At 66.2% G+C, this 13187-nt stretch carries 9 protein-coding genes; 1 reads left to right on the top strand and 8 read right to left on the bottom strand.

Annotated elements, in window-relative coordinates:
- The 4 genes from ABS78_RS23070 to rpsL form a co-directional block, all read right to left on the bottom strand.
- Positions 1–99 (bottom strand): GTP-binding protein (locus ABS78_RS23070; RefSeq protein WP_199225306.1); only part of this gene is annotated, 99 nt, incomplete at its 3' end.
- A gap of 52 nt (positions 100–151) precedes the next feature.
- A complete protein-coding gene (gene fusA, locus ABS78_RS23065) occupies positions 152–2230 on the bottom strand; it encodes an elongation factor G (protein ID WP_293385324.1) in 2079 nt (692 codons plus the stop codon).
- A 101-nt stretch (positions 2231–2331) separates the two neighbouring features.
- Complete coding sequence (rpsG, locus tag ABS78_RS23060; RefSeq protein ID WP_293385321.1) at positions 2332–2805, bottom strand: 30S ribosomal protein S7; 474 nt, start codon at positions 2803–2805, stop codon at positions 2332–2334.
- A 12-nt stretch (positions 2806–2817) separates the two neighbouring features.
- Positions 2818–3189 (bottom strand): 30S ribosomal protein S12, encoded by a 372-nt coding sequence (gene rpsL / locus ABS78_RS23055; protein ID WP_293385318.1) that lies wholly within the window; start codon positions 3187–3189, stop codon positions 2818–2820.
- Positions 3190–3529: 340 nt separating this feature from the next.
- Between rpsL and ABS78_RS23050 the strand changes: the two genes are divergently transcribed.
- On the top strand, positions 3530–4195 hold the full coding sequence (locus ABS78_RS23050) for a hypothetical protein (RefSeq protein ID WP_293385315.1): 666 nt from the start codon (positions 3530–3532) through the stop codon (positions 4193–4195).
- 4 nt (positions 4196–4199) lie between these two features.
- Here ABS78_RS23050 and ABS78_RS23045 read toward each other — a convergent pair whose 3' ends face one another.
- From ABS78_RS23045 to rpoB, 4 genes are all read right to left on the bottom strand, one after another.
- Entirely contained in the window at positions 4200–4529 is a 330-nt protein-coding gene (locus ABS78_RS23045) for a zf-TFIIB domain-containing protein (RefSeq protein ID WP_293385312.1), read from the bottom strand.
- A 95-nt stretch (positions 4530–4624) separates the two neighbouring features.
- The gene (locus ABS78_RS23040) at positions 4625–5092 is read right to left on the bottom strand and encodes a YbjN domain-containing protein (RefSeq protein WP_293385309.1); all 468 of its coding nucleotides are present in this window, start codon (positions 5090–5092) and stop codon (positions 4625–4627) included.
- A 186-nt stretch (positions 5093–5278) separates the two neighbouring features.
- The gene (gene rpoC, locus ABS78_RS23035) at positions 5279–9472 is read right to left on the bottom strand and encodes a DNA-directed RNA polymerase subunit beta' (RefSeq protein WP_293385306.1); all 4194 of its coding nucleotides are present in this window, start codon (positions 9470–9472) and stop codon (positions 5279–5281) included.
- Between the two features lie 94 nt (positions 9473–9566).
- Positions 9567–13187 (bottom strand): DNA-directed RNA polymerase subunit beta (gene rpoB / locus ABS78_RS23030; protein ID WP_293385303.1); only part of this gene is annotated, 3621 nt, incomplete at its 5' end.

Raw genomic sequence — 13187 nt, 5'->3', positions numbered from 1 at the left:
CGTGATCGCCGCCGTCAGCGTCGTCTTGCCGTGGTCAACGTGGCCAATCGTGCCAATGTTGCAGTGCGGCTTGTTACGTTCGAATTTCTCTTTGGCCATTTCAAGCTCCAGCCCTGTCCGGGCTTGTCCTCTAACTAGGGTTGGAAGGGTCTCAGGCGTACTTCTTGATGACTTCCTCGGCCACCGCCTGCGGCACCGGGTCGTAGTGGTCGTACTGCATGGTGAACTGCGCCCGGCCCTGCGACATGCCGCGCAGGTTGTTCACATAGCCGAACATGTTCGCCAGCGGGACGAAGGCGTTGATGACGATCGCGTTGCCGCGCACGTCCTGGCCCTGGATCTGGCCCCGACGGCCGTTCAGGTCGCCGATGACAGAACCCAGGTACTCTTCGGGCGTCACGACTTCGACGGCCATGATCGGCTCGAGCAGCTTGGGTGCGCCCTTCTCACGCAGCTCCTTGAAAGCCGCGCGGCTGGCGATTTCGAAGGCCAGCACGGACGAGTCGACGTCGTGGAACGCGCCATCGATCAGCGTCGCCTTGAAGTCGATCAGCGGGAAGCCGGCCAGCAGGCCGTTGTCCTTCGCCGACTCCAGGCCCTTCTGGACACCCGGGACATACTCCTTGGGCACCGCGCCACCGACGATCGCGCTCTCGAACACGAAGCCCGAACCCGGCTCGCCCGGCTCGAACACCAGCTTCACGCGGGCGAACTGGCCCGTGCCGCCGGTCTGCTTCTTGTGCGTGTAATCGATCTCGGCCCGCTTCCCGAGGCTCTCGCGATAGGCCACCTGCGGCGCGCCGATATTGGCTTCCACCTTGTAGGTGCGCTTCAGGATATCGATCTTGATGTCGAGGTGCAGTTCGCCCATCCCCTTCAGGATCGTCTGGCCCGACTCGTGGTCGGTGGAGACGGTGAAGGACGGATCCTCGGCGGCCAGCTTGGCCAGGGCCACGCCCAGCTTCTCCTGGTCGGCCTTGGACTTGGGTTCCACCGCGATCTCGATGACCGGCGCCGGGAACTCCATCCGCTCCAGGATCACCGGCGAACGGTTCGGATCGCACAGCGTGTCGCCCGTGCGGGTCTCCTTCAGGCCGGCCAGGGCGACGATGTCGCCGGCGTAGGCCTCCTTGATGTCCTCGCGGTTGTTCGAGTGCATCAGCAGCATGCGGCCGACACGCTCTTTCTTGTCGCGCGTCGAATTCATCAGGCCCATGCCGGTCTCGAGCTTGCCCGAGTAGATGCGGCAGAAGGTGAGCGAGCCCACGAAGGGGTCGTCCATAATCTTGAACGCCAGGACCGACAGCGGCTCGTCGTCGGACGCCTTGCGCTCGACTTCGGCCTCGGTCTTGAAGTCGATGCCCTTGGTCGGAGGAATGTCCACCGGCGACGGCAGGTAGTCGACCACGGCGTCGAGCAGCGGCTGGACGCCCTTGTTCTTGAACGCCGAGCCGCAGAGGATCGGATAGAAGGCGCCGGTCAGCACCGCCTTGCGGAGGCACTTCTTGATGACCTCTTCCGACGGCTCTTCGCCCGACAGATAGGCCTCCATGGCGTCGTCGTCGAGTTCGACGGCGTTCTCGATCATGTAGTTACGGGCGGCCTCGGCCTTTTCCTTGAGATCGGCAGGGATCTCTTCGTCCTGGAAGCTCGCGCCCAGGCCGTCGTTGTCCCAGACCACCGCCTTCATGCGGACGAGGTCGACGATGCCCTTCAGCGCCGACTCGGCGCCGATCGGAAGCTGGATGGGGACGGCCTTCGCGCCCAGGCGGTCGCGGATCGACTCCACCGACTTGTCGAAGTCGGCGCCCAGCTTGTCCATCTTGTTCACGAACACGATGCGCGGGACGTTGTACTTGTCGGCCTGACGCCAGACGGTCTCGGTCTGCGGCTCGACACCGGCGTTGCCGTCCAGAACGGTCACCGCGCCGTCCAGCACGCGCAGGCTGCGCTCCACCTCAATGGTGAAGTCCACGTGCCCCGGGGTGTCGATGATGTTCAGACGCTTGCCGGCCCAGAACGCGGTCGTCGCGGCCGACGTGATGGTGATGCCGCGCTCCTGCTCCTGCTCCATCCAGTCCATGGTGGCCGCGCCGTCATGGACTTCGCCGATCTTGTGGCTCTTGCCGGTGTAGAAGAGGATCCGCTCGGTCGTCGTCGTCTTGCCGGCATCGATGTGCGCCATGATGCCGAAGTTGCGGTAGTCTTCGATTTTATGCGTACGGGGCATAGCGGATCGCCTTGGAAGAGGGCTTATCGGGGTAGCTGAACGAACGGCGCGGGCGGTTTATCCCAAACCGCCCGCGCCGGAAAGCGTGACTGAAGTCGGGCTTACCAGCGGTAGTGCGAGAAGGCCCGGTTGGCTTCGGCCATCTTGTGCGTGTCCTCACGCTTCTTGACGGCCGAACCGCGGTTCGACGAGGCGTCCAGCAGCTCGCCGGCCAGCTTCTCGGTCATGGTGTTCTCGCCACGGTTGCGCGCGGCGTTGACCAGCCAGCGGATGGCCAGGGCGCGACGGCGCTCGGGGCGCACTTCCACCGGCACCTGATAGGTCGCGCCGCCGACCCGGCGGGAGCGCACCTCGATGGCCGGGGCCACATTGTCGAGCGCGGCGTGGAAGGTCTCCAGCGGACCCTGGTCCTTGCGACGGTTCTCGAGGATGTCGAAGGCGCCGTAGACGATGTTCTCGGCCACGGCCTTCTTACCTTCGTACATCACGTAGTTCATGAACTTGGTGACGACCAGGTCCCCGAACTTGGGATCGGGAAGGACGACTCGTTTGTCTGCGCGACGGCGACGGGACATCTCTGAATTTCCTTACTTCGGACGCTTGGCGCCGTAGAGCGAACGGCGCTGCTTGCGGTCCTTGACCCCTTGCGTGTCCAGCACGCCGCGCAGGATGTGGTAGCGGACGCCCGGAAGGTCCTTCACCCGACCGCCGCGGATCAGCACCACGGAGTGTTCCTGGAGGTTGTGGCCTTCGCCGGGGATGTAGCACACCGCTTCGATGCCAGTGGTCAGACGGACCTTGGCCACCTTCCGCAGCGCCGAGTTCGGCTTCTTCGGCGTGGTGGTGTAGACCCGGGTGCAGACGCCGCGGCGCTGCGGGCAGCCCTTGAGGGCCGGGACCTTGTTCCGCGCCGGCTTGTTCTGCCGGGGCTTGCGGATGAGCTGGTTGACTGTCGGCATCTATTCTCGCTTCGTGGAGGCGTGTGCCGTTTGGCCGTGGCGCCTCGGTTTAGGGTCGTTTTGGTCCTGGTCCGACGCCGACCGATGAAACACGAAAACACACCGGGCGCCTCTGCGGGCGTTCCGGCGGGAGCGGCTCATCGGAGCTGGGAAGAATCCCCGGCCTCGAAAGAGCGCGCTACATAGTCGGGAAGGGCCGTCCCGTCAATCTCGCGCACCGTGTCGCCGCGGTCGACGCGATCGGCCATGAATTCGCCGCGCAAGCGCCCCCTCCCTAGGGTGGAGCTTCACGAAAGGAGAGCGCATGCCGCCGGCGGGACGGCGCCGAAGAAGGTATGCGGTGGTCGCGGCGTCCCTGGCCGCCCACGCCGTCGTGCTGACGCTGGTCGCCGTGCATGCGCCGCGCCTGCAGGTTCCGCCGCACGACCCCGGTCCGCCCGAGCCGATCATCCCGATCCTGATCCTGCCCCGTACGCCCGCGCCGGCCGCCCAGCCCGGCGCACGCCCCTCCCCCGTACGTCTCCACCGACGGCCCCAGCGGTTCAATCTGGACGAACTGCCCCTCGCCCCCCTGATCACACCCAAGGCCAGCGAGACCACCCGCGCGCCCGCCGCGACGGCCCCGCGGACGACCGCGCAGCAGCCGCAGTCCGACGCGCTGGCCGACAACGCTCGGCGGGCGCTGCGCAGCCGCCTGGACTGCGACAGTCCCACGCTCACCCGCGCCGAGCGCGAGGCCTGCCGCGCGCGGCTCGCCGACGGCGCGCGGGATGCGCCGTTCCTGGGCCTGGGGCTGGACCGCGACAAGTCGGGCGAGTTGGGACGGGCCGCCGCGAGGCGCGAGGCCGACTTCCGCTACAAGCGCGGCGTTCCGGGCCCCGCCACGCCGGTTCCCTACGGCGCCAACTGGGACAACACCCGCAGCCCGCCGAAAGGCGCGGCGAACATGGGGATGGGGGCGTCGTCCGAAGACCTGGGCGCAACCCCGGGCAAGGTTCCCTTCTGACGCCTCAGTCGAAGATGTCGAAGATGTCGAACTTCTTCTTTCTCTTCCGGTAGTCGTAGTCGTCGTCGTAGCGGTATTGACCGCCCTTGGCGTCGTAGGGGTGGCGACGCTTCCAGTCGTCAGGGTCGCGGTGGAAGTCGCGGACCTCGCGGTCGAAGCGTTCGCGGTCCTGTTCGCGCCCCTTCTGCGCCTCACGCTGCTCGCCCAGCAGCTTCTCCAGCTCGCCACGATCCAGCCAGACGCCGCGGCAGCTGGGGCACATGTCGATCTCGATGCCGGAACGCTTCACGTTCTGCATCGACGCGTTGCAGTTGGGGCAGAGCAGCAGCGGCAAATCGATTTCCTCCAGGACGGGCCCTGATCTAGGCGTTCCGCTCCGAACGCCAAGACCCGGAGGGCGAAATCATCGCCGGCCCTCGCCGCCGCGGATCAGAAGCCGATGAACGACTTGAATCTCGGGACGACCGTCACCCACACGTCGATCGCATTGGCCACGGCTTCCGTCGTGGCCCCGCGTTCGAAGTCCACGTCGTACTGGACGTACGGGTCCATCTCGTCGTCCAGATGGGCGCTGCCGAAGCGGCGCTCCTTGTTCCACTGGTTGACCTTCTCGAAGGTGACGCCGTTCTTCAGGTCGAACGCCGTCTCGAACTGCACCGAAGCGCAGCGCCCGCTCTCGCAGCCGTAGAACCACACCCTGAAGCGCGAACCATCCACCCCGCTGACGATCTTGGGATCGCCGCCGCCGTCCTTCCCGACTTCGGCCTTGTAGCCCTTCGACTGCAGTTCCTGCGCTACCTCCTGAACCGTCACGCCGCCGTCCGGAAGCGGCCGGGCCAGCGCCGCGGACGGAACAACCGCGGCGCAAGCCATGAGCCCGCCGATCAAGGTCTTCATTGCGTCTTCCCCTTGGCTCGCGCCCCGCACCGTCATGCGAATCGCTCGCAGCTCTCGGGGCGCAGCTCCTCTTAGGCCTGCGTGCAGCGTCTCGCCAAGGCGACTCAACCGCCGGCGCGCGCCATATGCGAAACGGCCCGGGATCGCTCCCGGGCCGCTCGTCTCTTCTCACCTGGCTGGCGCCGATCAGCCCTCGACCGTCTCGGCCTCGGCGGCGTCGGCGATCTCCATCGGCAACGGCTCCATGGCCTCCTCGCGGCTGGCCGTCAGGGCTTCGTCGCGCTTGGCGGCGATCCGCTGCAGGTTCCGCAGGTAGGAGCCCGTGCCCGCCGGGATGAGCCGGCCGACGATCACGTTCTCCTTCAGGCCTTCCAGGGTGTCGTTCTTGCCCTGGACCGCCGCTTCGGTCAGCACGCGCGTCGTCTCCTGGAACGACGCCGCGGAGATGAAGCTGCGCGTCTGCAGCGAGGCCTTGGTGATGCCGAGCAGGACCGGCTGGGTCAGGGCCGGGCGACCGCCGCGGGCCTCGGCCTTGGCGCTCTCCTCGTCCACTTCCAGCTTGTCCATGTGGTCGGCCTTGAGCAGGCCGGTGTCGCCCGGCTCGAGGATCTCCACCTTCTGAAGCATCTGGCGGACGATCGTCTCGATGTGCTTGTCGTTGATCGGCACGCCCTGCAGCCGGTAGACCTCCTGGATCTCGTTCACCAGGAAGTCGGCCAGCGCCTCGATGCCCTGAATCCGCAGGATATCGTGCGGATCCGGGTTGCCGTCGATGATGTACTCGCCCTTGCGGATGACATCGCCGTCGTGGACCGCGATGTGCTTGCCCTTCGGGATCAGGAACTCCACCGCCTCGCCACCATCCTCGGGGGTGATCTTGATGCGGCGCTTGTTCTTGTAGTCCCGGCCGAACTCGACCCGACCATCCATCTCGGCGATGACCGCACAGTCCTTCGGCCGGCGGGCCTCGAACAGTTCGGCCACCCTCGGCAGACCGCCAGTGATGTCGCGGGTCTTGGCGCTTTCGGTGGGCATCCGAGCCAGAACCTCGCCGGGCTTCACCTCATCGCCGTCGCCGACCGAGAGAATGGCGCCCACGGGCAGCAGATAACGGGCCTCACCGCCGTTCGAGAGGCGCTTGTAGGCGCCGTCCTCGCCCAGCACCGCCATGGCCGGACGCAGGTCCGAACCCTTGGAGCTGGCGCGCCAGTCGATGACCACCCGGTTCGAGATGCCGGTGGCCTCGTCGGCCTCCTCGCGGAACGAGAAGTTCTCCACGAGGTCCTCGAAACGGACCTTGCCGCCGACTTCGGTGATGATCGGCGTGGTGTAGGGGTCCCAGGAGGCCAGGCGCTGGCCGCGCTTGACCTTGTCGCCCGACTTCGCCTGCAGGCGGGCGCCGTAAGGCACCTTGTAGGATTCGCGATCCTTGCCGTCGACCTGCACCGTCAGCATCAGGTTGCGGCTCATCGAGATGAGTCCGCCGTCCGGCGCCGTCACGGTGTTGCCGCCGTCGATCTTCACGACGCCGTCGTTGGCGCTTTCGTAGAACGACTGCTCGGCCACCTGGGCGGTGCCGCCGATGTGGAAGGTCCGCATCGTGAGCTGGGTGCCCGGCTCGCCGATCGACTGGGCGGCGATGACGCCGACGGCCTCGCCGATGTTCACCGGCGTGCCCCGCGCCAGGTCGCGGCCGTAGCACGCGCCGCAGACGCCGGTCTTGGTCTCGCAGGTGAGCACCGAGCGGACCTTCACCGACTGCACCCCGGCCGCCTCGACCAGCTCGCACATGTTCTCGTCGAGATAGGTGTCAGCGGGCACTATCACGTCGTTCGTCCCCGGGTCCTTCACGTCCTCGGCCGCGAAACGGCCCAGGATGCGCTGGCCCAGACTGACGAGCACGTCGCCGCCCTCGACCACGGCGCGCAGCGTGATGCCGCGCGTGGTGCCGCAATCCTCTTCGGTGATGATGCAGTCCTGCGCGACGTCCACGAGACGGCGGGTCAGATAGCCCGAGTTCGCCGTCTTCAGCGCCGTGTCGGCCAGGCCCTTACGGGCGCCGTGGGTGGAGTTGAAGTACTCCTGCACGGTCAGGCCTTCCTTGAAGTTCGAGATGATCGGCGTCTCGATGATCTCGCCGGACGGCTTGGCCATCAGACCACGCATCCCGCCGAGCTGCTTCATCTGGGCCTGCGAACCGCGGGCCCCCGAGTTGGCCATCATGAAGATCGAGTTGATCTCGAGCTGGCGGCCGTCCTCTCCGACGGGCGCGGAGGAGATCTCGGCCATCATCTCGTCGGCGACGCGATCCGTGGCCTTGGCCCAGGCGTCGACCACCTTGTTGTACTTCTCGCCCTTGGTGATCAGGCCGTCCGCGTACTGCTGCTCGTATTCCTCGACCAGCTTGCGGGTTTCTTCGACGATCGGCGCCTTGCGGGCCGGGATGACGATGTCGTCCTTGCCGAAGCTGATGCCGGCCTTGGCCGCCTCGCGGAAGCCCAGGCCCATGACCTGGTCGGCGAAGATGACCGTCGCCTTCTGACCGCAGTGCCGGTAGACGGCGTCGATCAGGTTGCCGATCTCCTTCTTGGTGAGGTTCTTCTCAAGGAGGCGGTGGCCGATGGCGGGGTTGTGCGGCAGCAGGGCCGCGATCTTCATCCGGCCGGGCGTCGTGTCGATGATCTTCCGCACGACATTGCCGTCGGCGTCCATCTCGGTGTGGCGCGCCTTGATCTTGGTGTGCAGGGTGACGACCCTGGCGTCCAGCGCCTGGTCGATCTCGGCCAGGTCGGTGAACACCTTACCTTCGCCCGGTTCGTTGTCCTTGGCGAGCGACAGGTAGTAGAGCCCCAGCACGATATCCTGCGACGGCACGATGATCGGCCGGCCGTTGGCGGGCGACAGGATGTTGTTCGTGCTCATCATCAGCACGCGCGCTTCCAGCTGGGCTTCCAGCGACAGCGGCACGTGGACGGCCATCTGGTCGCCGTCGAAGTCGGCGTTGAAGGCGGCGCAGACCAGCGGGTGAAGCTGGATGGCCTTGCCCTCGATCAGCTTGGGCTCGAACGCCTGGATGCCCAGGCGGTGAAGCGTCGGCGCGCGGTTCAGCAGAACCGGGTGCTCGCGAATCACCTCGTCCAGGATGTCCCAGACCGCCGGCTGCTCACGCTCGACCATGCGCTTGGACTGCTTCACCGTGCCCGACAGGCCCTTGGCGTCCAGGCGCGCGTAGATGAACGGCTTGAACAGCTCCAGCGCCATCTTCTTCGGCAGGCCGCACTCGTGCAGTTTCAGCTCGGGGCCAACGACGATGACCGAACGGCCCGAGTAGTCCACGCGCTTGCCGAGCAGGTTCTGGCGGAACCGGCCCTGCTTGCCCTTCAGCATGTCGGCCAGAGACTTCAGCGGACGCTTGTTGGCGCCGGTGATGACACGGCCGCGGCGGCCGTTGTCGAACAGGGCGTCGACGGCTTCCTGCAGCATCCGCTTTTCGTTGCGGATGATGATGTCCGGCGCGCGAAGCTCGATGAGCCGCTTCAGGCGGTTGTTCCGGTTGATGACCCGGCGGTAGAGGTCGTTCAGGTCCGAGGTGGCGAAACGGCCGCCGTCCAGCGGGACCAGCGGGCGCAGTTCCGGCGGGATCACCGGGATCACCGTCAGCACCATCCACTCGGGCTTGTTGCCGCTCTCGATGAAGCTCTCGATCAGCTTCAGGCGCTTGGACGCCTTCTTGAGCTTCATTTCCGAGGTGGTGGTCTGCAACTCCTCGCGGAGCTTCTCGGCCTCCTTCTCGAGTTCGATGCCCTTGAGCAGGCCCTGGACCGCCTCGGCGCCGATCTCGGCGGTGAAGCTGTCGTCGCCGAACTCTTCCTGGAAGCGCAGATAATCGTCTTCCGACAGAAGCTGGTGCTGCTTCAGCGGGGTCAGGCCCGGTTCGGTGACGATGTAATGCTCGAAGTAGAGGACGCGCTCGATGTCCTTCAGCGCCATGTCCAGCATCAGCGCGATGCGGGAAGGCAGCGACTTGAGGAACCAGATGTGCGCCACCGGCGAAGCCAGTTCGATGTGGCCCATCCGCTCACGCCGAACCCGCGCCAGGGTCACTTCGACCCCGCACTTCTCGCAGATGATGCCCTTGTACTTCATGCGCTTGTACTTGCCGCACAGGCACTCGTAGTCCTTCGTCGGTCCGAAGATCCGCGCGCAGAACAGGCCGTCACGCTCGGGCTTGAACGTGCGGTAGTTGATGGTCTCGGGCTTCTTGATCTCGCCGAACGACCACGAGCGGATCTTTTCCGGAGAGGCGAGCGCGATACGGATGCGGTCGAAGGTCGGAGCGGCCTGGACCGGATTGAAGATGTTCAGGACTTCCTGGTTCATCTCGGTTCCTTCTGCGGGACGACGCCCGCGAAAATTTCAGAAGCTGGGCGGAAGGACCGCCCTCCCCCACCAAGGGAGGAGGGCCGCAGATCCGTCAGCTGTTCTCCAGCTCCACGTTCAGGCCGAGGGAGCGCATCTCCTTGACCAGCACGTTGAAGCTCTCCGGAATACCGGCCTCGAAGGTGTCGTCGCCGCGGACGATGCTCTCGTAGACCTTGGTCCGGCCGGCCACGTCGTCCGACTTCACCGTCAGCATCTCCTGCAGGGTGTAGGCGGCGCCGTAGGCTTCGAGCGCCCAGACTTCCATTTCCCCGAAGCGCTGACCGCCGAACTGGGCCTTGCCGCCCAGCGGCTGCTGGGTGACGAGGCTGTACGGGCCGATCGAACGGGCGTGGATCTTGTCGTCCACCAGGTGGTGCAGCTTCAGCATGTAGATGTAGCCGACCGTGACCGGACGCTTGAACCGCTCGCCGGTCTGGCCGTCGTACAGGTACGACTGGCCGGAACGGTCGAGGCCCGCCTTCTCCAGCAGGTTCTCGATGTCGTCGATGTGCGCGCCGTCGAAGACCGGGGTCGCGAACGGAATGCCCTTCGAGAGGTTCTTGGCCAGCTCGATGAGTTCCTCGTCAGTGTCCGGCAGTTCTTCCTGGGGACCATAGGCGTCGCCCAGGTAGTCCAGGAGCGCCTGTCGTTGACCGCCGTTCTGCCAATCTTCCAGCAGATCGGCGACCTGCTTCCCGAGCCCGGCCGAAGCCCAGCCCAGGTGGGTTTCGAAGATCTGGCCGACGTTCATGCGGGAGGGCACGCCCAGCGGGTTCAGCACGATGTCCACGTGCTGGCCGTTCTCCAGGTACGGCATGTCCTCGATCGGGAGGATCTTGGAAATGACGCCCTTGTTGCCGTGACGGCCGGCCATCTTGTCGCCCGGCTGCAGCTTGCGCTTCACCGCCACGAACACCTTGACCATCTTCATCACGCCCGGGGGCAGTTCGTCACCGCGCTGGAGCTTGTCGACCTTGTCCTCGAAGCGGCGATCCAGGCGCTTGCGGCCCTCGTCGAACTGCTTGCGCAGCGCTTCGAGCTCGCCCATCGCCTTTTCGTCGTCCAGGGCGATCTGCCACCACAGGCCGGGCGCGATCTCTTCCAGCTTGTCGGCGCTGATCTCGCCGCGGCCCAGGCCCTTCGGGCCCGAGACGGCGGTCTTGCCCACCAGCAGCTGGCGCAGACGGCCCTGCATGTTGCGGTTCAGGATCGCGAACTCGTCGTCGCGGTCCTTGCCCAGCCGGTCGATCTCGTGACGCTCGATGGCCAGCGCGCGCTCGTCCTTGTCGACGCCGTGACGGTTGAAGACCCGCACTTCCACGATGGTGCCGGCGACGCCCGGAGGCAGGCGCAGGGAGGTGTCGCGGACGTCCGAGGCCTTTTCACCGAAGATGGCGCGCAGCAGCTTCTCTTCCGGCGTCATCGGGCTCTCGCCCTTCGGCGTGACCTTGCCCACCAGAATGTCGCCCGGCATCACCTCGGCGCCGATCGCCACGATGCCCGCCTCGTCGAGGTTGCGCAGGGCTTCCTCGCCGACGTTCGGGATGTCGCGGGTGATCTCTTCCGGGCCCAGCTTGGTGTCCCGGGCCATGACCTCGAATTCCTCGAGGTGGATCGAGGTGAAGATGTCGTCGCGCACGATGCGCTCGGAGATCAGGATCGAGTCCTCGAAGTTGTAGCCGTTCCAGGGCATGAACGCGACGAGCGTGTTCCGGCCCAGCGCCAGTTCACCCAGTTCCGTGGACGGGCCGTCGGCGATCACGTCGCCCGCACGGATCTTGTCGCCCACCTGCACCAGCGGACGCTGGTTGATGCACGTCGAGGTGTTCGAACGCTGGAACTTCTGCAGACGGTAGATGTCGACCCCCGGCTTCGACGGGTCGGTCTCTTCCGTGGCGCGCACGACGATACGCGTGCCGTCGATCTGCTCCACGACGCCCGGACGGCGCGCCGCCACGACGGCGCCCGAGTCCACGGCCACGATGCTTTCCATGCCGGTGCCGACCAGGGGCGCATCCGACTGGATGAGCGGCACGGCCTGCTTCTGCATGTTCGAGCCCATCAGGGCGCGGTTGGCGTCGTCGTTCTCCAGGAACGGGATCAGCGAGGCGGCCACCGAGACGACCTGCTTCGGCGACACGTCCATCAGGTCGACCTGCTCCTTGGGAAGCAGCGACGGCTCGCCGTTGATCCGGCCGGGGACCAGATCCTCGACGATGGAGCCGTCCTCGAGCTTGATGTTGGCCTGGGCGATGACGTGCTTCGCCTCCTCCATCGCCGACATGTAGACGACCTCCTCGGTCGTCTTGCCGTCGCGGATGCGGCGATAGGGGCTCTCGATGAAGCCGTACTTGTTCACCACCGCGTGGGTGGCGAGCGAGTTGATCAGGCCGATGTTCGGGCCTTCGGGCGTCTCGATGGGGCAGATACGGCCATAGTGGGTCGGGTGCACGTCGCGGACCTCGAACCCGGCGCGTTCACGCGTCAGACCGCCCGGGCCAAGGGCCGACAGGCGGCGCTTGTGGGTGATCTCGGACAGCGGGTTCGTCTGGTCCATGAACTGCGAGAGCTGCGAAGAGCCGAAGAACTCCCGCACGGCCGCGGCCGCCGGCTTCGCGTTGATCAGGTCGTGCGGCATGACCGTGTCGATGTCGACCGAGCTCATGCGCTCCTTGATCGCCCGCTCCATGCGCAGCAGGCCGACGCGGTACTGGTTCTCGAGGAGCTCGCCCACCGAACGCACCCGGCGGTTGCCCAGGTTGTCGATGTCGTCGATCTCGCCACGCCCGTCGCGCAAGCCGACCAGGGTCTCCAGCACCGCCAGGACGTCTTCCTTGCGCAGGATGCGGACATCGTCGGGGCAATCGAGCTCCAGGCGCATGTTCATCTTCACGCGGCCGACCGAAGACAGGTCGTAGCGCTCGGAATCGAAGAAGAGCGACTTGAACATGGCCTCGGCGGCTTCCACCGTCGGCGGCTCGCCCGGACGCATGACGCGATAGACGTCGAACAGCGCGTCCTCGCGGACGGTGTTCTTGTCGATCCGGAGGGTGTTGCGGACGTAGGCGCCCACGGTGACGTGGTCGATGTCCAGGACGTCCAGGGTGTTGAAGCCCTGCTCTTCCAGGCTGGCCAGAAGGCCGGCATCCAGCTCGTCGCCGGCCTCGGCGTAGATCTCGCCGGTCTCGAAATTCACCAGATCGCGCGCCAGGTAGCGGCCGTTCAGGGCCTCAGGCGCGAGCAGCAGCGTCTTGAGGCCGTTGTCGGCGAACTTCTTGGCGTTGCGGGCCGAGATCTTCTGGCCGGCCGGAGCGATCTCCTCGCCGCTGTCGGCGTCGATCAGCGGGAACTCGGGCTTCACCCCGCGCCAGCGCTCGGCCTTGTACGGGGTGGCCCAGCCGCCCTTCTTCTTCTCGTAGGGGACGGTCTCGTAGAACGTCGAGAGGATCTCCTCGCCGTCCATGCCGAGCGCCATCAGGAAGGTGGTCGCCGGCAGCTTCCGGCGGCGGTCGATGCGGACGTAGACGATGTCCTTGGCGTCGAACTCGAAGTCCAGCCACGAGCCGCGATAGGGGATGACGCGGGCGGCGAACAGCAGCTTGCCCGAGGCGTGGGTCTTGCCCTTGTCGTGGTCGAAGAAGACGCCCGGCGAGCGGTGCATCTGCGAGACGAT

This window comes from Phenylobacterium sp. SCN 70-31 (genome assembly GCF_001724605.1).
Lineage (GTDB): Bacteria > Pseudomonadota > Alphaproteobacteria > Caulobacterales > Caulobacteraceae > Phenylobacterium.
This window is presented reverse-complemented; position numbering and strand designations above follow the sequence as displayed.